Origin of the sequence: Micromonospora sp. NPDC057141 (assembly GCF_042670805.1) — a bacterium.
Taxonomy (GTDB): domain Bacteria; phylum Actinomycetota; class Actinomycetes; order Mycobacteriales; family Micromonosporaceae; genus Micromonospora.
The window spans coordinates 39,187-57,243 of the sequence record NZ_JBHUVA010000001.1 but is presented as its reverse complement, the minus strand read 5'-3'; the positions used below and the strand labels follow the sequence as shown (position 1 = coordinate 57,243).

At 74.2% G+C, this 18,057-nt stretch carries 20 protein-coding genes; 8 read left to right on the top strand and 12 right to left on the bottom strand.

Going from position 1 to position 18,057, the window contains the following annotated elements:
* Positions 1 to 14: 14 nt before the first annotated feature.
* Complete coding sequence (locus tag ACFT41_RS00265) at positions 15 to 929, bottom strand: GNAT family N-acetyltransferase (protein ID WP_377581909.1); 915 nt, start codon at positions 927 to 929, stop codon at positions 15 to 17.
* Positions 930 to 1,034: 105 nt separating this feature from the next.
* Between ACFT41_RS00265 and ACFT41_RS00260 the strand changes: the two genes are divergently transcribed.
* On the top strand, positions 1,035 to 1,280 hold the full coding sequence (locus tag ACFT41_RS00260; protein WP_377581907.1) for a DUF2630 family protein: 246 nt from the start codon (positions 1,035 to 1,037) through the stop codon (positions 1,278 to 1,280).
* Positions 1,281 to 1,384: 104 nt separating this feature from the next.
* Here the strand turns inward: ACFT41_RS00260 and ACFT41_RS00255 are convergent, their stop codons facing one another.
* Together ACFT41_RS00255 and ACFT41_RS00250 are read right to left on the bottom strand one after the other, a co-directional pair.
* Positions 1,385 to 2,335: a serine protein kinase RIO gene (locus tag ACFT41_RS00255; protein ID WP_377581904.1), complete on the bottom strand. Its 951-nt coding sequence runs from the start codon at positions 2,333 to 2,335 to the stop codon at positions 1,385 to 1,387.
* A gap of 180 nt (positions 2,336 to 2,515) precedes the next feature.
* A complete protein-coding gene (locus ACFT41_RS00250; protein ID WP_377581901.1) occupies positions 2,516 to 3,160 on the bottom strand; it encodes an HAD family hydrolase in 645 nt (214 codons plus the stop codon).
* Between the two features lie 218 nt (positions 3,161 to 3,378).
* Here ACFT41_RS00250 and ACFT41_RS00245 point away from each other — a divergent pair, with 218 nt between their 5' ends.
* The 6 genes from ACFT41_RS00245 (at position 3,379) to ACFT41_RS00220 (ending at position 7,153) form a co-directional block, all read left to right on the top strand.
* Positions 3,379 to 3,951, top strand: coding sequence for a TetR/AcrR family transcriptional regulator (locus ACFT41_RS00245; protein ID WP_377581899.1), 573 nt, complete (start codon positions 3,379 to 3,381; stop codon positions 3,949 to 3,951).
* A gap of 65 nt (positions 3,952 to 4,016) precedes the next feature.
* Complete coding sequence (locus tag ACFT41_RS00240; RefSeq protein ID WP_377581896.1) at positions 4,017 to 4,925, top strand: TIGR04222 domain-containing membrane protein; 909 nt, start codon at positions 4,017 to 4,019, stop codon at positions 4,923 to 4,925.
* A complete protein-coding gene (locus tag ACFT41_RS00235; RefSeq protein ID WP_377581893.1) occupies positions 4,922 to 5,746 on the top strand; it encodes a DUF692 domain-containing protein in 825 nt (274 codons plus the stop codon). Before ACFT41_RS00240 ends, ACFT41_RS00235 begins: the two co-directional genes overlap by 4 nt.
* Entirely contained in the window at positions 5,743 to 6,204 is a 462-nt protein-coding gene (locus tag ACFT41_RS00230) for a hypothetical protein (protein ID WP_377581890.1), read from the top strand. The genes ACFT41_RS00235 and ACFT41_RS00230 overlap by 4 nt, the downstream gene beginning before the upstream one ends.
* A 32-nt stretch (positions 6,205 to 6,236) precedes the next feature.
* Positions 6,237 to 6,998 (top strand): SDR family oxidoreductase, encoded by a 762-nt coding sequence (locus ACFT41_RS00225; protein WP_377581887.1) that lies wholly within the window; start codon positions 6,237 to 6,239, stop codon positions 6,996 to 6,998.
* Entirely contained in the window at positions 6,998 to 7,153 is a 156-nt protein-coding gene (locus ACFT41_RS00220) for a hypothetical protein (RefSeq protein WP_377581885.1), read from the top strand. The genes ACFT41_RS00225 and ACFT41_RS00220 overlap by 1 nt, the downstream gene beginning before the upstream one ends.
* On the opposite strand, the gene ACFT41_RS00215 is transcribed toward ACFT41_RS00220, so the two are convergent.
* From ACFT41_RS00215 to ACFT41_RS00200, 4 genes are all read right to left on the bottom strand, one after another.
* Complete coding sequence (locus tag ACFT41_RS00215) at positions 7,111 to 9,090, bottom strand: ABC transporter ATP-binding protein (protein WP_377581882.1); 1,980 nt, start codon at positions 9,088 to 9,090, stop codon at positions 7,111 to 7,113. The two genes, ACFT41_RS00220 and ACFT41_RS00215, sit on opposite strands and share 43 nt — an antisense overlap.
* 153 nt (positions 9,091 to 9,243) lie before the next feature.
* The gene (locus ACFT41_RS00210) at positions 9,244 to 10,011 is read right to left on the bottom strand and encodes an enoyl-CoA hydratase/isomerase family protein (RefSeq protein ID WP_377581879.1); all 768 of its coding nucleotides are present in this window, start codon (positions 10,009 to 10,011) and stop codon (positions 9,244 to 9,246) included.
* A 46-nt stretch (positions 10,012 to 10,057) separates the two neighbouring features.
* A complete protein-coding gene (locus ACFT41_RS00205) occupies positions 10,058 to 10,285 on the bottom strand; it encodes a helix-turn-helix domain-containing protein (protein WP_007072022.1) in 228 nt (75 codons plus the stop codon).
* A 605-nt stretch (positions 10,286 to 10,890) separates the two neighbouring features.
* The gene (locus tag ACFT41_RS00200) at positions 10,891 to 12,495 is read right to left on the bottom strand and encodes an ABC-F family ATP-binding cassette domain-containing protein (RefSeq protein ID WP_377581876.1); all 1,605 of its coding nucleotides are present in this window, start codon (positions 12,493 to 12,495) and stop codon (positions 10,891 to 10,893) included.
* Between the two features lie 384 nt (positions 12,496 to 12,879).
* Between ACFT41_RS00200 and ACFT41_RS00195 the strand changes: the two genes are divergently transcribed.
* Complete coding sequence (locus ACFT41_RS00195) at positions 12,880 to 13,932, top strand: polysaccharide deacetylase family protein (protein ID WP_377581873.1); 1,053 nt, start codon at positions 12,880 to 12,882, stop codon at positions 13,930 to 13,932.
* A gap of 120 nt (positions 13,933 to 14,052) precedes the next feature.
* On the opposite strand, the gene ACFT41_RS00190 is transcribed toward ACFT41_RS00195, so the two are convergent.
* The 5 genes from ACFT41_RS00190 to ACFT41_RS00170 form a co-directional block, all read right to left on the bottom strand.
* Positions 14,053 to 14,694 (bottom strand): acVLRF1 family peptidyl-tRNA hydrolase, encoded by a 642-nt coding sequence (locus ACFT41_RS00190; RefSeq protein WP_377581871.1) that lies wholly within the window; start codon positions 14,692 to 14,694, stop codon positions 14,053 to 14,055.
* Between the two features lie 195 nt (positions 14,695 to 14,889).
* On the bottom strand, positions 14,890 to 15,513 hold the full coding sequence (locus tag ACFT41_RS00185; RefSeq protein ID WP_377581868.1) for a LysE family transporter: 624 nt from the start codon (positions 15,511 to 15,513) through the stop codon (positions 14,890 to 14,892).
* Between the two features lie 323 nt (positions 15,514 to 15,836).
* On the bottom strand, positions 15,837 to 16,283 hold the full coding sequence (locus ACFT41_RS00180) for a metal-sulfur cluster assembly factor (protein WP_377613701.1): 447 nt from the start codon (positions 16,281 to 16,283) through the stop codon (positions 15,837 to 15,839).
* The gene (gene sufU / locus ACFT41_RS00175) at positions 16,280 to 16,753 is read right to left on the bottom strand and encodes a Fe-S cluster assembly sulfur transfer protein SufU (RefSeq protein ID WP_377581862.1); all 474 of its coding nucleotides are present in this window, start codon (positions 16,751 to 16,753) and stop codon (positions 16,280 to 16,282) included. The genes ACFT41_RS00180 and sufU overlap by 4 nt, the downstream gene beginning before the upstream one ends.
* Positions 16,753 to 18,057, bottom strand: a complete 1,305-nt coding sequence (locus ACFT41_RS00170; RefSeq protein WP_377581859.1) for a cysteine desulfurase — start codon at positions 18,055 to 18,057, stop codon at positions 16,753 to 16,755. The genes sufU and ACFT41_RS00170 overlap by 1 nt, the downstream gene beginning before the upstream one ends.

Here is an 18,057-nt window from a genome sequence, read left to right as displayed (position 1 = left end):
CCGCCGTGGGCCTCCTACCTGGGCAGATCCCGCCGGTATCGCCACTGTGCCGCAACCGGCCGGTAACCGAGCGTGGCGTTGAGGTCGAGCATCGCCTCGTTGCCGGCGTCGTTCACGGTCACCGAGTGCCGGAACCCGGCCGCCGCGGCCCGTCCCAGGGCGGCCTGCTTGACCAGCCGGGCCAGGCCCCGACGGCGGTACGGCCGCCGGGTGCCGGCCATCCCGCACTGGTGGCGGTGGCGGCCGTCGGTCAGCGCCACGGTGAACGCGGCCACCTCACCGTCCACCAGGGCCACCGTGGTCAACCCCCGGTCCAGGTCGGGGCGGTCCCAGTACGCCGCCAGCCAGTCCGCGTACGCGATCTCGTCCATGCTGACCTCGCCCGGCTCGTCGCGCGCGGCGTCCAGGTCGGCCTCGTAGAGCAGGCGCGGGTCGGGCAGGTCGGCGGCGGCGAGCAGCCGGACGCCGGGCCCGGGGGCCGGGGGCAGCGGCATCGCGGCCAGGTCGCACCGCAGCAGCAGGGACCGCCGGCCCCTCCGGTAGCCGTGCCGCTCGGCGAAGGCCAGCTCCGTCGGGGTGTCGTCGACCATCGCGTACGCCGTGCTCGCGCCGAGCCCCGCGAGCCGCTGCTCGGCGGCGGCGAGCAGGGCCGACCCCGCGCCCCGACCGCGCCGGTCCGGCCGCACCGTCAGGTTGACGAAGCCCAGCCCCGGCTCCGCGCTCTCGTGCAGCAGCCCGGTGCGGGCCACCCCGATCGGCGCCCCGTCGGCCTCGGCCACCAGCGCCCCGAACCGCTCCGGGGCCTGCGCCCGGGATGCCTGCCAGCGCAGCAGCTCCGGGGTGGCCACCAGGTACGGCCGGCCCGCCAGCAGCACCCCGGTCACGGCGTCGGCGTCGGCGTCGGCGAACGGCCGCACGGTCATCGTCATCGTGTGGCAACGTACCGCAACGTTCTGGCCTCCGCGACCCCGTCCGCCGGCCCGGCGCGCGGGAGAAGCGGGCGCGGCCCGACCCGCTGTGCCAGGCTCAGGGGCATGGACGACAAGACCATCCTGAACCGGATCTCCGAACTGGTCGACGAGGAGCACCAGCTCCGCTCGGCCGCGCAGACGACGGAGTCCGGCACCGCCGACGAGCAGGACCGGCTGCGCGAGTTGGAGGAGTCCCTGGACCAGTGCTGGGACCTGCTGCGCCGGCGGCGGGCCGCCCGCCAGGCCCACGGCGACCCCGAGGCCCAGGGCGTACGCCCCGTCCCGGAGGTGGAGCGCTACCTCCAGTGACCGGTGGGGCGGCCGGCGACAGCCGACCGCCCCGGCCCCGGGGCCACCCGGCGGCCCAGCCGGCGCAGACACCGGGTCCAGGCCCGGCGCCCGCGCGGCGCGGCTCAGCGGATGCCGGCCTCGCGCAGCAGCAACGCGGTCAGGGCCGCGGGGTCGGTGTCGCCGGCCGGCAGGCCACGCGCCGTGAACCAGGCCCCCACCACCCGCACGTCGCGGGCCAGGAACTCGGGGCCCTGCGGGTTGGCCACCACGTCGACCACCTGCGGCAGGTCGATCATGACCAGCCGCCCCGCGTGCACCAGCAGGTTGTACGGCGACAGGTCGCCGTGGGCGTAGCCGGCCCGGGCCAGCACCACCAGGGCGTCGACCAGTTGCTCCCACAGCGAGCGCAGCTCGGCCGGCTCGGGCCGGCACTGGGCCAGCCGGGGCGCGGCCAGCCCCTCGTCGGGGTCGCCGACGAACTCCAGCATCAGCTCGGTGCCGAGCAGTTGCACGGGGTACGGCACGGCGATCCGGCCGTGCTCTGCGCCGATCTCCCAGAGCCGGGAGAGGGCGGCGAACTCGGCGGCGGCCCACTGCCCGGCGATCATCTGCCGGCCGAATGCGGTGCGCCCGGCCATCGCCCGGTTCTCCCGGGACCGGCGCACCCGGCGGCCCTCCAGGTAGCCGGCGTCGCGGTGGAACAGTCGGTGCTGGGCGTCACGGTAGCGCTTGACCGCCAGCAGGCAGGACCGGTCGGTGTCCGGCACAGCCCGGCGGAGCAGGTGGACGTCCGCCTCCTTGCCGGTCTTGAGCACCCCGAGGTCGGTGTCCCGGGCGGCCAGCTCGGTGACGAGCCAGGCGGGGTGCGGCTCGGGGCCGTGGACGGCCTGGTCCCAGCTGGACCAGGCGTGGCCGGCTGGGGCGTCGTCGTCCGGGCCCGGGTCGGTCAGCTCCGGGTCGGTCAGGACCGGCTCGGCGGGCCGGCCGCGCTTCAGGAACTGGGGTTCGTCGTCGTCGAAGCGGCTCTTGCCGCGGCTCCGGCGCCCGCGCGCCGGGAAGTCGTCGTCACGCACTGTGCTGGTGATCCCTTGATCGAGGCTGGTGAAGGCAGGTGGAAGAGCCCTGCGAAGACGGCCATGACCGACCTCCCCTCCTCGACCGGGACGACCCGGCTGCGCCCGTGCGCGGCACCATGCTGGGCCATGCCCGCGCGCCGCCGCAACCGATTTACCGTGTCACGTGCTCGCCGACCGTCAGGCGGCGAGCACGGTGGCGACGGCGGCGATCAGGCCGTCGACGGTGAAGGTGGGGGCGAACCGGGTGTCCGTCCAGGCCCGGCCCCGGTGCAGCCAGACGCTGGGCAGGCCGACGGCCGCCGCCCCGCCGATGTCGGCCTCCGGGCTGTCCCCCACCACCCATGCGCCGCGCAGCGGCATCCGGACCCGCCGGGCCGCCAGCGCGAAGATCCTCGGGTTGGGCTTGCTGACCCCGGCCTCCTCGGAGATCACCCAGTCGGCCACGTACCGGTCCAGGCCGGTGCGGCGGATCTTCGCGTCCTGCTGACGGACGCTGCCGTTGCTCACCACCACCGGCACCCAGCCGGCGTCGTCGGCGATCCGCAGGGCGCAGGCCACCAGCGGGTCGAGCCGGGTGTTGGCCACCACCCCGTCGTGCAGCTCCTCCACCAGGTCCAGCGAGGAGATGAGCAGCCCGTACCGGTCGCGGATCGCGTCCGCCACGTCCCACCGGTCGGTCAGCCCGTCGGCGTCGATCGACACCAGCCAGTCGATGTCGGTGGTCGGCGCGCCGATGCCGTCCAGGAAGCTCTCGCCCCAGGCACGGAACGACCCGGCCCGGTCGAGCAGGGTGTTGTCCAGATCCAGCAGGAGCAGCGGCACTCGGGCACCTTAAGGGAGACGGGCCGCCGGCCGACAGGGCCGGCAGGCACGGCGTCACCGGGCGATGGTAGCCGGCCACCGGCCGACCGATCACGCATCGGGGCACCGCCGGCACCGCCCGTGGCCAGCCCGGCGGCCACGTCGCGGCCACGTTGCCGGCACGTTACAAGCCGTACGTACGGTTTGCACAGCGGCCGGCCACCTGACACGATCGTGCCGTGCCCAGAGTAAGTCAGGACCAGCTCGACGCCCGCCGGCAGGAGATCCTCGCCGCGGCCCGCGCCTGTTTCGCCCGGCACGGCTACGAGGGCGCCACGGTGCGGCGACTCGAGGAGGCCACCGGCCTGTCCCGGGGCGCGATCTTCCACCACTTCCGCGACAAGGACTCGCTCTTCCTCGCCGTGGCCGAGGACGACGCGGCCGCCATGGTGGAGACGGTCGCCCGCAACGGCCTGGTCCAGGTCATGCGGGACCTGCTGGCCCGCGCCGTCTCCCCGGACACCACCGGCTGGCTGGGCAGCCAACTGGAGGTCTCCCGCCGACTGCGCACCGACCCGGCGTTCGCCCGCCGCTGGGCCGAACGCTCCGCCGCCATCGCCGAGGCCACCCGGGACCGGCTGGCCCGGCAGCGCGAGGCCGGGGTGCTCCGCGAGGACGTACCCATCGACGTGCTGGCCCGGTTCCTCGAACTCGCCTACGACGGCCTGGTGCGGCACCTGGCGATGGGCCGCCCGGCCGGCGACCTCGGCCCGGTGCTCGACCTGGTCGAGGAGGCCGTCCGCCGCCGCTGACGGCCGCGCGTGCGCACCTGCCCCACAATGGGCCCGCGATCCCCTCGCGCGACAGGAGCAGAAGCATGACCGTCCTCGCGGCGCCCGGTGACACCTGGGGCATCCCCGGGCCCACCTTCCTCGGTCTCTACCTGTTGGCGGGCCTCGTCGTCGTGGTCGGCGCGATCGCCCACCGGCGGCGGGTCCTCGCCGGTCCGTCCGCCGTCGGTGGCGGCCAGCTCGGCCCCCAGCAGGTGGCCTACCTCAACGGCGGCAACCAGCTCGCCGTCTGGACCGCGCTGGGCGGCCTGCGCGGCACCGGCGTCGTCGGCGTACGCGCCGATCGGCGGCTCGCCGTCGGCGGTCCCCTGCCGGCCGGGGCCACCCCGCTGGACCAGGCGGTCCACCACGCCGCCAGCCAGGGCCGGTACGCCCGCGAGCTGGGCCGAGACCACTGGGTGACGCAGGCCCTCGACCAGCTGCGCCAGGGCCTCGAGCAGCAGGGCCTCGCGCTGACCCCCGCTCGCCGCCAATCCGCCCGGAACGGGTCGTTCCTGCTGTTCGCCCTCGTCGGAGTCGGCCTGTTCCGGATCTTCGCCGGGCTGACCAACGACCGGCCGGCCGGTTTCCTGGTGCCCGCCGTGATCCCCCTGGCCGTCGTCGCCGCGCTGTTCGCCCGGGTGCCGTGGCGGACCCGGGCCGCCGACCGGGCCCTGCGCGGGCTGCGCCGCAGCCACGTGCACCTCACCCCCGCCTCCGGTCCGGCGTACGCGACCTACGGGGCGGCCGGCGCGGCGATGGGCGTGGCCCTGTTCGGCACCGCCACCCTGTGGGCCATGGACCCGGGCTTCGCCGAGGAGGCCGAGATCCAGCGGCAGGCGCTGTCCGGCACCGGCAGCACCTCGGTCGGCGGGTGCAGCAGCGGCGACTCGTCGTCGGACAGCGGCAGCTCCTGCGGGGGCGGGGGCGGCTGCGGCGGGGGCTGCGGCGGATGACCGGCCCGGGTCCCGCCGGGGTCGGCATCGGCTGGCGGCCCGAGATCGCCGGGTTCGTAGCCGAGCTGCCCGGGCTGCGGTTCGTCGAGGTGGTGGCCGAGGCGGTCGCCCCGCACGGGCCGCCGCCGACCGGGCTCGCCGCGCTGGTCGCGCGCGGCGTCACCGTCGTACCACACGGGGTGAAGCTCTCCCTCGGCGGCGCGGAACCGGTCGACCCGGCCCGGGTCGCCCACCTGGCGCGGGTGGCCGAACTGGTCGGCGCGCCGCTGGTCAGCGAGCACATCGCGTTCGTGCGGGCCGGCGGCCTGGAGGCCGGCCACCTGCTGCCGCTGCCGCGCAGCCGGGAGGCCGTCGCCGCGGTGGTGGCCAACGTGCGCCGCGCCCAGGCCGACCTGCCGGTGCCGATCGCGTTGGAGCCGATCGCGGCGCTGTTCGACTGGCCCGACGACGAGCTGGACGAGGCGGACTTCCTCACCGAGATCCTCGACGCGACCGGCGCGGCGCTGCTGCTGGACGTCGCCAACGTGCACGCCAACGCCCGCAACCGGGGCGGCGACCCGCTCGCCCTGCTGGACCGGCTGCCGCTGGACCGGGTGGCGTACGCGCACGTCGCCGGGGGCGCCGAGCAGGGCGGCTTCTACCACGACACGCACACCGACCCGGTGCCGCCGGCCGTGCTCGACCTGGTCGGCGAGCTGTGCGCCCGGCACCGCCCTCCTGCGCTGCTGCTGGAGCGCGACGGCCGCTGGCCGCCCGCGTCCGCGCTGCGGGCCGAGCTGGACGCGATCGCCGCCGCGTCCGGATACCCGGCGGTCACGTGAGCGGACCCGGGGCCGGCGGCGACCTGGCCGCCCGGCAGGCGGAACTGGTGGCGGCGCTGGTCGCGGGCGGGTCGCTGCCGCCCGGGTTCGCCCCGGGCCCGGTCGACGCCGCCCGCCGCGCCCTGCTGCGCAAGCGGGCCGGCGACGTGGCCCGGCACTGGCCGCTGCTCGCCGCCGGTCTCGGCGACGCCTGGCCGGCGACGTTCGCCGGCTGGGCGGCCGGCCGGCCCACCAACGGCTCGCTGCGCGACGGCTGGGACCTGGCCCACGAGCTGCACCGCCGGGGCGAGCTGCCGCCCCTGGGCGCGGAGGAGCTGGCGGTCCGGGAGGCGGCCAGCCGATACGACGGCACGACGCCGCCGCGACCGCGCCGGCTGCCGGCCCTGGCCCGCGCCGGCGGCGCCGTCGCGGTGCGGCTCGCCGGCCGGGTACGCCTGCTGCGCCCGGCCCGCCGGTAGCCGCCCCCACCGGCGTACGGCAGGATCGGCGCATGGATCTGGGACTCACCGACCGGGTGTACGTACTGACCGGGGCCTCCCGGGGGTTGGGCTTCGCCACCGCCGAGTGCCTCGTCTCCGACGGGGCACGGGTGGTCGTCTCCGCCCGGGCCCCCGAGCGGGTGGCCGAGGCGGTGCAGCGGCTCGGCGGCCCCGAGCGGGCGATCGGGCTCGCCGCCGACCTGAGCGACCCGGCCACCCCACAGCGGCTGATCGCCGCCGCCCGGGAACACTTCGGCCGGCTCGACGGCGCGCTGGTCTCCGTCGGCGGCCCGCCGCCGGGCACCGCGGCCGGGGCGACCGACGCGCAGTGGCGGGAGTCCTTCGAGACCGTCTTCCTCGGCACCGTCCGCACCGCCCGGACGGTCGCCGAGGCGCTGACCGGCGGCGGCGCGATCGGGCTGGTCCTGTCCACCTCGGTCCGCAGCCCGCTGGCCGGGCTGGGCATCTCCAACGGGCTGCGGCCCGGCCTGGCCGGGGTGGCCAAGGACATGGCCGACGAGTACGGCCCGCGCGGCGTACGGGTACTCGGGCTGCTCCCGGGACGGATCATGACCGATCGCAACCGGCAGCTCCTGGCCGCCTCCGGCGACGCCGAGCGGGCCCGGGCCGAGGCCGAGGCGGGCATCCCGCTGCGCCGCATCGGCGAGCCCGCCGAGTTCGGCCGGGTCGCCGCGTTCGCCCTCTCCCCCGCCGCCGGCTACCTGACCGGGATCACCCTCCCGGTCGACGGCGGCGCGCTGCGCGGCCTGTGATGGCCACCACCGAGGGCGGCCCGGGTTCCCGGCCGACGCGCGAGGAGCTGGCCGGGGTGGCGGACCGGACCATCCCGGACGTCATCGGGCCGGGGCTGGCCGGGCCGGCGGGTCAGTTCGCGGCGGCCGGCGGCAGCGCCTCGTCGGCGACATAGCTGGCCATCGGCATGGTGATGATCGTCTCGGGGCCGGTCGCGTCCACGTACGGGGTGGGCGAGTCGGCCACCGCGAACTGGGTGCGGTACAGCTCGGCGTAGAGGCCGCCGACGGCGACCAGCTCCTCGTGCCGGCCCCGCTCGACGATCCGCCCCTCGTCGAGGACGAGGATCTGGTCGGCGTCGCGGACGGTGGAGAGCCGGTGCGCGATCACCAGCGCCGTACGCCCCGTCAGCGCCACCGCCAGGGCCCGCTGCACCGCTGCCTCGCTCTCCGAGTCCAGGTGCGCGGTCGCCTCGTCGAGGATCACGATCGACGGGGCCTTGAGCAGCAGCCGGGCGATCGCGATGCGCTGCTTTTCGCCGCCGGAGAAGCGGTAGCCCCGCTCGCCGACGGTCGTGTCGAGCCCGTCGGGCAGGGAGCGGACCAGGTCGGCGACCTGCGCGCCGGCGAGGGCGGCCCAGATCTCGTCGTCGGTGGCGTCCGGCTTGGCGTAGCGCAGGTTCTCGGCGATCGTCTCGTGGAACAGGTGGGAGTCCTGGGTGACCACACCGATCTCGTCGCGCAGCGAGGCGAGCGTGGCGTCCCGGACGTCGACGCCGCCGACGAGCACCTGGCCGTCCGTGACGTCGTAAACCCGGGAAATCAGCATGGACAGGGTGGACTTGCCCGCCCCGGACGGGCCGACCAGGGCGATCATCTGCCCCGGCTCGACGGCGAACGACACCCCCCGCAGCACCGGCTCGGTGACGGTGCGGTCGAGGGTGGTGACCTCCTCCAACGAGGCGAGGGACACCTCGGCGGCGGCCGGGTAGCGGAACCGCACGTCGCGGAACTCCACCCGGCCGTTGCCGCGCGGCACGGCGACGGCGTCCGGCTTCTCCGCGATGCCGGGCCGCAGGTCGAGCACCTCGAAGACCCGGTCGAAGGAGACCAGCGCGCTCATCACGTCCACCCGGACGTTGGACAGCGCGGTCAGCGGGCCGTACAGCCGGGTGAGCAGCAGGGCGAGGGTGACCACGGTGCCGGCGCTGACGCTGCCGGTGACCGCGAGCCAGCCGCCGAGGCCGTAGGTCAGCGCCTGGGCCAGGGACGCGACCAGCAGCATCGCCACGAAGAACGTCCGCGAGTACATCGCGGACTGGATGCCGATGTCGCGAACCCGCTCGGCCCGGTTGGCGAACCGGCGCGCCTCCACCTCGGGGGCGCCGAACAGCTTGACCAGCAGCGCCCCGGCGACCCCGAACCGCTCGGTCATCGTGGCGTTCATGTTGGCGTTCAGGTTGTACGACTCGCGGGTGATGTCGGCCAGCCGCCGGCCGACCCGGCGGGCCGGGACGATGAAGATCGGCAGCAGGATCAGCGACAGCACGGTGATCTGCCAGGAGAGGGTGAGCATCACCGCGGCGGTGAGCACCAGCTGGATGACGTTGCTGACCACCCCGGAGAGGGTGGAGGTGAACGCCCGCTGGGCACCCATCACGTCGTTGTTGAGCCGGCTGACCAACGCGCCGGTCTGGGTGCGGGTGAAGAACTGCAACGGCATCCGCTGCACGTGGTCGTAGACCCGGGTGCGCAGGTCGAGGATGATGCCCTCGCCGATGCGCGCCGAATACCACCGCTGGGCCAGCGAGAACAGCGCGTCGGCGACGGCGAGCGCAGCGATGACCAGGGCGAGGCGGACCACGGTCGACCCGGCCGCCGCGCCGCCCCGGCTGATCGCGTTGATCACGTCACCGGCGAGCACCGGCGTGGCGACGCCGATCACCGCGGCGATCACCACGGTGACCAGGAAGACGACGATGTCGCGCCGGTAGGGCCCGGCGAACTCGACGATCCGCCGGGCGGTGCCGCGGCTGAGCCGGTGGGCGGAGACCTCGTCCTGGTTGCGCATCGACCGGATCATGCTCCAGCCGGCCATCCCACCGTCGGACATCACGCGTCACCTCCGGGTCGTGGTCGGCTCGTGCCGTCAGGTCGATTGTCCCGACGGCTACGACAACCTTGGCCGTAAGCCGGTTCTTCCCGGAAAGTCCTTATCATTCTCTCCGCCGGGCAGGTGGGCCGATCCCACTGGCCGACGGCCTGGCTATTCTCCCCGGCCGGCGAGGTCACGGAGCCGGCGGGTCTGCGCCCCGCGCTCGGCCCGCTGCTGCTCGGCGTGGGACCGGCCGTCGGCACCGGCGAGCAGCGCCTTGATCTCCACCACCGCGTCCCGGGGGTGGGCGAGCAGCCCTGCGGTCAGGTCACGCACCGTGGCGTCCAGCTCGGCATTGGGCACCACCAGGGTGGCCAGGCCCAGCCGGTCGGCCTCAGCGGCGTCCATCCGTCGGCCGGTGGCGCAGATCTCCAGGGCGCGGGCGTAGCCGACCAGCTCGACCAGGCGCTTCGTGCCGGCCAGGTCGGGGACCAGACCGAGGGTCACCTCCGCCATGGAGAGCCTGGCGTCGGCCGCCAGCACCCGCAGGTCGCAGGCGAGCGCGAGCTGGAAGCCGGCGCCGATGGCGTGGCCCTGCACGGCCGCCACCGACACCACGTCGGGCCGGTGCAGCCAGGTGAAGCCGGCCTGGAAGTCGGCGATGCGGTCTGCGCACTCCTGCTCGGGCAGGGCCGCCAGCTCGGCGAACGAGCCGGGGCCGGAGGCACCGGCCACCGACAGGTCGAGGCCGGCGGAGAAGGCGCGCCCCTCGCCGCGTACGACGACGACGCGCACGTCGCCGGGCAGGTCTCGGGAGAAGTCGCTCATCGCGCGCCACATCGCCGGGGTCTGCGCGTTGAGCACGTCGGGCCGGCACAACGTCACCGTCGCCACCGGCCCGTCGCAGTCGAGTCGCACCCCGACCGCGCCAGGGGTCACCGGGCGGCCCGGGAGACGGCGCTGATGGACGACGTCGGTGGGCGGGTCACGCCTTCTTGCGGCGCCGGGCGCCGCCGCGCTGACGCAGCTGCACGCCGGACTCGGTGAGCACCCGGTGGATGAACCCGTAGGAACGGCCGGTGGAGGCCGCGAGCGCACGGATGCTCTCTCCGCCGGTGTACCGCTTTACCAGGTCCTTGGCGAGCGTCTGACGCTCGGCTCCGACGATCCGGCGACCCTTCTCAGTGCTGGTGGCTGTGCCAGTGGCTGCCATGCTGATTCCTCACGTCCCAGACTGTGCGGTTCGGATACGGTCCCACCTATTAGACCGCCTCGAACGATCATGCGCCAGATATCAACTATTCGCCAACCGACACGCTATGCAGTGTCGGCTACCCGATAGGGTGACGTCGGCCGGTCACCGTACCCCGTTCGGGCCAGGCCGGGCGGGGCCAAAGGTCCGGGGTGCCGCGGGCTCGGCGGCCGCGCCCTGCCTGGCCTGACCGACCTGATCGCGACCGCCGCCAGCGCGGCGCTGGTGTTCGCCGCGACCACCGTCGACGACGTCGTGCTGACCTTGCTGACCGGGGCCGCCCGGAGCACCGTGGTGGCAGACTGCCCGGCGGGGCCGGGGCGGCCGTCCGGCCGTGGTCCGGTGGGTCCGCCGGGCCGGCCACTGGCTGGTCCCGACCGTCTTCGTCGCGATCGGCGTGCTGATCCTGGTCACCTCCGGAGTCCTCACCCGACCACCCGCCGCGCTCACCTGAACACCGCGGAGAGTGACGGCATACCGCAAAAGACGCGGAAATTCCCATTCCGCCCATAGCTCCGGCAACCACCGTCCCGGGGGTGATCGCCCCGGGACCCCACCGGGGGCGGTCAGGCCAGCTCGACCAGTTCGAGGAGGTCGTCGCTCCAGGCATCCTCGTCGCCGTCGGGGAGCAGGATCGCTCGGTCGGGCTTGAGGGCCAGCACCGCGCCCGGGTCGTGGGTGACCAGGACGATCGCCCCCGGATAGCGGGCGATGGCGTCCAGCACCTGCTCCCGGCTGACGGGGTCCAGGTTGTTGGTCGGCTCGTCGAGCAGCAGCACGTTGGCACCGGAGCAGACCAGGGTGGACAGGGCCAGCCGGGTCTTCTCCCCGCCGGAGAGCACGCCGGCCGGCTTGTCCACGTCCTCGCCCGAGAAGAGGAACGCGCCGAGGATCTTCCGCAGCTCGGTGTCGGTCTGCTCGATCGCGGCGGCCCGCATGTTCTCCAGGACCGTCCGCTCCACGTCCAGGGTCTCGTGCTCCTGGGCGTAGTAGCCCAGCCGCAGCCCGTGCCCGGCGTGCACCTCGCCGGTGTCCGGCTCCAGCAGGCCGCCGAGCATCCGCAGCAGGGTGGTCTTGCCCGCGCCGTTGAGGCCGAGGATGGCCACCCGCGAGCCCCGGTCCACCGCCACGTTGACGTCGGTGAAGATCTCCAGCGACCCGTACGACTTGGACAGGCCGGTCGCGGTGAGCGGCGTCTTGCCGCACGGCGCCGGGTTCGGGAAGCGGACCTTGGCCACCTTGTCGGAGACCCGGACCTCCTCCAGCCCGGAGATCAGCTTCTCGGCCCGGCGGGCCATGTTCTGCGCGGCGACGGTCTTGGTGGCCTTGGCCCGCATCTTGTCGGCCTGGGCCATCAGCGCGCCGGCCTTCTTCTCGGCGTTGGCCCGCTCCCGGCGGCGGCGTCGCTCGTCGGTCTCCCGCGCCTCCAGGTACGCCTTCCAGCCCAGGTTGTAGACGTCGACGACCGAGCGGGTGGCGTCGAGGAACCAGACCTTGTTGACCACCGACTCCAGCAGCGCGCCGTCGTGGGAGATCACGATCAGCCCGCCCTTGTGGTTGGCGAGGAACCCGCGCAGCCAGGTGATCGAGTCGGCGTCGAGGTGGTTGGTGGGCTCGTCGAGCAGCAGGATGCCGCCGCCGTTCTCGCCGGCATCGCGGAACAGGATCCGGGCCAGCTCGACGCGGCGGCGCTGGCCGCCGGAGAGGGTGCCGATGGTCTGGGCGAGGGCCCGGTCGGGCAGGCCGAGGTTGGCGCAGATGCGGGCGGCCTCGGCCTCCGCCGCGTATCCGCCGAGGGCGGCGAACTGGTCCTCCAGCGCGCCGTAGCGGCGGACCAGCTTGTCGTCGGCAGCCTCGGCGAGCCGGGCCTCGACCTCCTCCATCTGGGCCATCAGCACGTCCAGGCCCCGGGCGGAGAGCACCCGGTCGCGGCCGGTGACCTCCAGGTCGCCCGTGCGCGGGTCCTGCGGAAGGTAGCCGATGGCACTGCGCCGGTCGAGCTGCCCGGAGTAGGGCTGCCCCTCCCCCGCGAGCACCTTCAGCGTGGTGGTCTTGCCGGCTCCGTTGCGGCCGACCAGGCCGATGCGGTCGCCCGGCTGCACCCGCAGCGTGGTGTCGGACAGCAGGATCCGGGCGCCGGCGCGCAACTCCAGGCCGGTGGCAGTGATCATGTCGGGGACTCGCTCTCGGGGTCTGGAAGGGCTGACTCAGGGCACGCGAAAGCGCCGGCGGGTCGATGGTTCCCGTCGGCGCGGGGCGGTTCAGCCTTCGCAGCGCAGCACGGGGCAAGTGTACCGGGCCGCCCGCCGGCGATCCGAAGTCGTGCGACACCTTCGGCAGCGGAGCCTGACCCACGCGCCCCGGCTGGCGGTCGTCGCCGGCCGCCCCGGGCTCCCTCCGCGCCACCACCCCCCTTCGAAAAGTTTCCGAAAACTTCCGGAATTCGTTGACGCGTTCGAAATGCCGCTGCAATACTCCGAGCCACCACCAAATTCATCTATGTCTATTGATGTCAGGCATCGTCGAACGCCACCGCCCCCTGGGAGGACCTGCGCATGTTCGCCAGCATCAGCGGCCCCCGCCGCCCGTCCGCACCCCGAGCATCGCGCCACGCCCTCCGGTTGGCGGTGCTCGCCACCACCGTGGCGCTGGGTGCAGCCGGTCTCACGGTCGCCGCCACCCCGTCCAGCGCCGCCGCCTGTAACGGCTACGTCGGCCTCACCTTCGACGACGGGCCGACCGGCAGCACCAACACGCTGCTGTCCGTGCTGCGAGCCAACAACGTACGGGCGACCATGTTCAACGTCGGGCAGAACGTGCAGGGCAACCAGTCCGCCGCGCGGGCCCAGGTCGACGCTGGCATGTGGGTCGCCAACCACAGCTGGAACCACGCGCACATGACCTCGATGAGCCAGAGCCAGATGCAGTCGGACCTCTCCCAGACCAACTCGGCGATCCAGTCGGCGACCGGCGTCCGGCCGCAGTTGTTCCGCCCGCCGTACGGCGAGACCAACTCGACCCTCCAGTCGGTCGCCGCCTCGCTCGGCCTGCGCCAGGTGATCTGGGACGTCGACTCCCAGGACTGGAACGGCGCCAGCGTCAGCCAGATCGTCTCCAACGCCAGCCGGCTCCAGGCCGGCCAGGTGATCCTGATGCACGACGGCATCCAGAACACCCGCGACGCGATCCCGCAGATCATGGCCAACTTGAACAGCCGCGGCCTCTGCCCGGGCATGATCTCGCCGAGCACCGGCCGGGCGGTGGCCCCGGACGGCACCCCGCCGCCGACCACCCCGCCGCCGACCGGCACTCCGACCACCCCGCCCCCCAGCGGGGGATGCACCGCGACGGCGACGACCCCCAACGTCTGGGGCGATCGGTACAACACCTCGGTGACGGTCCAGGGGGCCAGCAACTGGACCGTGGTCGTGGCGGTGAGCTCGCCGCAGCGGATCAGCACCACCTGGAACGGCACCCCCAGTTGGGACAGCACCGGCTACGTGATGACGATGCGCTCCAACGGCAGCGGCAACACCTTCGGCTTCACCACGATGATGAACGGCAACAGCAGCGCCAGGCCCCAGATCCGTTCCTGCACCACCGGTTGATCCCGGGGCGTCCCGCCCGGGCCGGCGCAACCGGCTCGGGCGGGAGCCAGCCGTGCCGCCGGTCCGGGGTGATTGCAGGGGCCCCTTCCGATACCGAAAACGTCAACAAGGTGCCCTTCCTTACCCGCGGACCAGGATCCGCACGGTGCGGGCGGCGGCGACCGCGCCGACCAGAACCGCATGGCGGGGTTCGGGGACATCGAGGAGGCGGTCGGCGCGCAGCGCGGTGAGCGGGGCGAGCCGCCGGTCGGCCAGCACGGTGTCCACCGCCCGCCGGTCGCCGCCGCAGACCAGCACCGCGAGGTCCACCGCCTCCGGCAGCAGCAACCGGACGGCCAGCTCGGCCGCGTCGCCGAGGGCCGCCTTCGCCTGGTTGTCCCGCCGCCGCGCGAACCGCTGCTGGGACCACCCACCGGCGGCGGTGCGGCCCTGCACGTAGCGGGTGTCCACCTTGGACACGATCAGTTTCTCCCCCGCGGCGACGCCGACGGCCACCGCGCCCTTGCGGGCGAGCAGCAGACCGATCCGGCGCGGCGCGCGGGCGGCGGCCACGAATCCGGGCACGTCGCCCGTGGGCGGCGCGCCCGGCGGGGTGTGCAGCTCGGCGGTGGCCCCGTCCAGGGCGGTGAGCAGCAGGCCGTACCCCCGCACAGTGGTGGTGGGCGGACCGTGCCGATCGGCGAAGCCGTCCACCCAGCGGTCGACGCGCGCCGGTGCCACCTCCACCCAGCGCCCACCGCCGGCCGCCGGTCTGCTGCTCATGACCCGAACCTACGGCACAGGCCGCCGGCCCTCCGTCCCCGGTCCATCCGGCACGACTCCCGACCCTGATCTTGGACAGTTACCGTTCGAGCTCAAGAGCGGAACGGTAACTGTCCAAGATCCGCGACACCGGCCGACGCAGCCGTCCGGGTGGGGTCGGCGCGACGGTGACCAGGTCGCAACCCGGCGGGGCGGTCAGGCGGTCAGCAGGACCGCGACAGCCAACGCGGCGATGATCGCGCTGGACACCAGCCCGGTGACCCGGCGACCGCGCGGGCCGGTGAGGGCCCGACCAACCACGGTGCCACCACCGGCGACCAGCAGTTGCCAGCTGGCCGAGGCGAGGAAGGCACCGGCCACGAAGGCGACGGCCGCCGCCGGAACGGCCTCGCGACCGTCGTTGCGGGCGAGCACCAGCGCGGCGAAGTAGACCACGGTCGCCGGGTTGAGCATGGTCAGCGCCAGCAGCCCGGCGAAGGCCCGGCCGGGGCTCTCCAGGCCGCGCCGTCGACCCGCCTCACGCACCGGACCGGGACGCAGCGCCTGCCACGCGCCCCGCACCGCTAGGGCGAGCAGCACCGCGGCCGCCACCAGCCGCAGCGGTCCGGCGATCGGGGCGACCAGGCCGGCGACCGCCGTCCCGCCGAGGGTCGCCACGGCCGCGTACACGCCGTCGGCCGTGGCCACGCCGAGGGCCGCCGACGCGCCGACCCGCCACGAGGTACGTGCGCTGAGCCCCAGGATCAGCACGGCGATCGCACCGACAGGCACGGCGACGCCGTAGCCGGCGGCGAGACCGGCCAGGAACGCCCCGGTCACGACGGTCGGCGCGCGACCGGGGCGGCCGGGGGCACCGTCCGCTGTCGCCGGGCGGCCACGGCCGTGGCGACAGGGGCATGCTTCATCCGGTACGTCTCGATCACCCGCCCATCCTGCGTCACCGCCCGCCGCCTGACCACCGGGTTTTCCGGGCCGGGCCGGCCGTGCTCGATCCCGGATCGAGTGGCCGCCGATCGCGTCCGGAGGGCGCTGTTTTCGCGATCGAGCATGATCCTGGTGATTCGCGGCCGGGCGCGATCGAGCGCGGCACCCGGGAACGGGTGCCGCGCTCGGCGGGACGAAGCGTCAGCCGCGTCGACGCGTCAGACGTTGAAGCCGAGGGAGCGGAGCTGGTCGCGCCCCTCGTCGGTGATCTTGTCGGGGCCCCACGGCGGCAGCCAGACCCAGTTGATCCGGATGTCGTCGACCAGCCCCCCGCCGGGGCCGGTGGTCAGCGCCTGCCGGGCCTGGTCCTCGATCACGTCGGTCAGCGGGCAGGCCGCCGAGGTCAGCGTCATGTCCAGGGTGGCGACGTTGTCGTCGCCGACGTGCACGCCGTATACCAGTCCGAGGTCGACCACGTTGATGCCCAGCTCGGGGTCGACGACGTCCTTCATCGCCTCCTCGACGTCGGCGACGGCGGCCTTGCCACCGCTACCGGTGCTGCCGCCGGTGGCCGACGGGGCGGCCGCGCCCTCGGTGGCCGGCGTCGCGGCGTCGGTCGCCACGGCGCCGTCCTCCGGCACGCCGGCGCTCTGGTCAGAACTCATGCCTTCACCTCCGGGCTCGCGCCCACCCCGGCGCGTGCCGCGGCGTCCTTGAACGCCATCCACGGCAGCAGCGCGCACTTGACCCGGGCGGGGTAGCGCGCGACGCCCGCGAACGCCACCCCGTCACCGAGCACGTCCTCGTCCGGCGTGACCTGGCCACGGCCGGACATCAACTCGACGAACGCCTCGTGCACGGCGAACGCCTCCCCCGTGGCCCGGCCGCGCAGCAACTCGTACAGCACGCTCGCCGACGCCTGGCTGATCGAGCAGCCCATGCCGTCGTACGAGATGTCGTGCAGCACGGTGCCGTCGGTGGCGACCCGGACGGTCACCTCGTCGCCGCAGGTCGGGTTGACGTGGTGCGCCTCGGCGACCCGGTCGGTCGGGTCGTCGGCGTCGCGCAGGCCACGGCCGTGGGGGCGCTTGTAGTGGTCCAGGATGATCTCCTGGTAGAGCTGGTCGAGCTGCATCAGTCGAACACCTTCCGCACCTGTTCCAGTCCACCCACCAGGGCGTCGATCTCGTCCGTGGTGGTGTAGAGGTAGAACGAGGCCCGCGTCATGGCCGGCACGCCGAACCGGGTGCAGACCGGCTTCGCGCAGTGGTGCCCGACGCGCACCTGCACGCCGAGCGAGTCGAGCACCTGCCCGACGTCGTGCGGGTGGATGTCGCCGAGCGCGAACGAGATCGTCCCGCCCCGGCCCACCGGCACCGTCGGCCCGAATATCCGCAGGCCGGGCACGGTGGCGAGGGCGTCCAGCGCGTACGCCGTCAGCTCCTTCTCGTGCCACTGGACGGCCCGCATGCCCAGGCCGGTGAGATAGTCCACCGCCGCGCCGAGCGCCACCGCCTCGGCGATCGGCGGGGTGCCCGCCTCGAACCGGGCCGGCGGCGCGGCGAACGTCGACCGGGCCATGGTGACCGTCTCGATCATCGAGCCGCCGCCCAGCACCGGGGGCATCGCCGCCAGCAACTCGCCCCGGCCCCACAGCACCCCGATGCCGGTCGGGCCGCACATCTTGTGCCCGGTGAAGACGATGAAGTCGGCGTCGAGGTCGACCACGTCGATCGGCAGGTGCGGCACCGACTGCGAGCAGTCCAGCAGCAGCAACGCGCCCACCTCGCGGACCCGGGCGGTGATCCGGGCGGTGGCGTTGACGGTGCCGAGGATGTTGGACATGTGCACCAGCGAGACGATCTTCGTCCGCTCGGTGACCAGGTCGTCCAGGCCGGACTCGTCGAGCCGCCCGGCGTCGGTGACCGGGAACCAGCGCAGGGTCGCGCCGGTGCGCTCCGCGAGGAGCTGCCACGGGACGATGTTGGAGTGGTGCTCCATCTCGGAGATCACGACCTCGTCGCCGGGGCCCAGCCGGAACCGGTCGTCGGCGTCGACGCGCAGCGACGCGTTGGAGAACGCGTACGCCACGACGTTGATCGCCTCGGTGGAGTTCTTGGTGAACACGACCTCGTCCACGCTGGGCGCGTTGACGAACCGGGCGATCTTCGCCCGCGCCCCCTCGTACGCCTCGGTCGCCTCGGTGCCCAGGGTGTGCACCGACCGCGACACGTTGGCGTTGTGCCTCGCGTAGTGCTCGGCGAGCACGTCGAGCACCTGGCGCGGCTTGTGCGAGGTGTTCGCGCTGTCGAGGTAGACCAGCGGGTGCCCGTTGACCTCCCGGTCGAGGATCGGGAAGTCGGCGCGCACCGCCGCCACGTCGAAGCGCGGCACGTCGTCGAACTGCGGCATGCCCGCCGGGATCGTGAGAGAGGACAT

What these genes read in the sequence shown, in the direction of transcription:
- ACFT41_RS00195 (WP_377581873.1), top strand. Translation starts at nt 12,880, where the DNA reads ATGTTCGCCAGCATCAGCGGCCCCCGCCGCCCGTCCGCACCCCGAGCA.
- ACFT41_RS00190 (WP_377581871.1), bottom strand. Translation starts at nt 14,694, where the DNA reads ATGAGCAGCAGACCGGCGGCCGGCGGTGGGCGCTGGGTGGAGGTGGCA.
- ACFT41_RS00260 (WP_377581907.1), top strand. Translation starts at nt 1,035, where the DNA reads ATGGACGACAAGACCATCCTGAACCGGATCTCCGAACTGGTCGACGAG.
- ACFT41_RS00235 (WP_377581893.1), top strand. Translation starts at nt 4,922, where the DNA reads ATGACCGGCCCGGGTCCCGCCGGGGTCGGCATCGGCTGGCGGCCCGAG.
- ACFT41_RS00170 (WP_377581859.1), bottom strand. Translation starts at nt 18,057, where the DNA reads ATGTCCTCTCTCACGATCCCGGCGGGCATGCCGCAGTTCGACGACGTG.
- ACFT41_RS00220 (WP_377581885.1), top strand. Translation starts at nt 6,998, where the DNA reads ATGGCCACCACCGAGGGCGGCCCGGGTTCCCGGCCGACGCGCGAGGAG.
- ACFT41_RS00215 (WP_377581882.1), bottom strand. Translation starts at nt 9,090, where the DNA reads ATGTCCGACGGTGGGATGGCCGGCTGGAGCATGATCCGGTCGATGCGC.
- ACFT41_RS00240 (WP_377581896.1), top strand. Translation starts at nt 4,017, where the DNA reads ATGACCGTCCTCGCGGCGCCCGGTGACACCTGGGGCATCCCCGGGCCC.
- ACFT41_RS00200 (WP_377581876.1), bottom strand. Translation starts at nt 12,495, where the DNA reads ATGATCACTGCCACCGGCCTGGAGTTGCGCGCCGGCGCCCGGATCCTG.
- ACFT41_RS00205 (WP_007072022.1), bottom strand. Translation starts at nt 10,285, where the DNA reads ATGGCAGCCACTGGCACAGCCACCAGCACTGAGAAGGGTCGCCGGATC.
- ACFT41_RS00225 (WP_377581887.1), top strand. Translation starts at nt 6,237, where the DNA reads ATGGATCTGGGACTCACCGACCGGGTGTACGTACTGACCGGGGCCTCC.
- ACFT41_RS00180 (WP_377613701.1), bottom strand. Translation starts at nt 16,283, where the DNA reads ATGAGTTCTGACCAGAGCGCCGGCGTGCCGGAGGACGGCGCCGTGGCG.
- ACFT41_RS00265 (WP_377581909.1), bottom strand. Translation starts at nt 929, where the DNA reads ATGACGATGACCGTGCGGCCGTTCGCCGACGCCGACGCCGACGCCGTG.
- sufU (WP_377581862.1), bottom strand. Translation starts at nt 16,753, where the DNA reads ATGCAGCTCGACCAGCTCTACCAGGAGATCATCCTGGACCACTACAAG.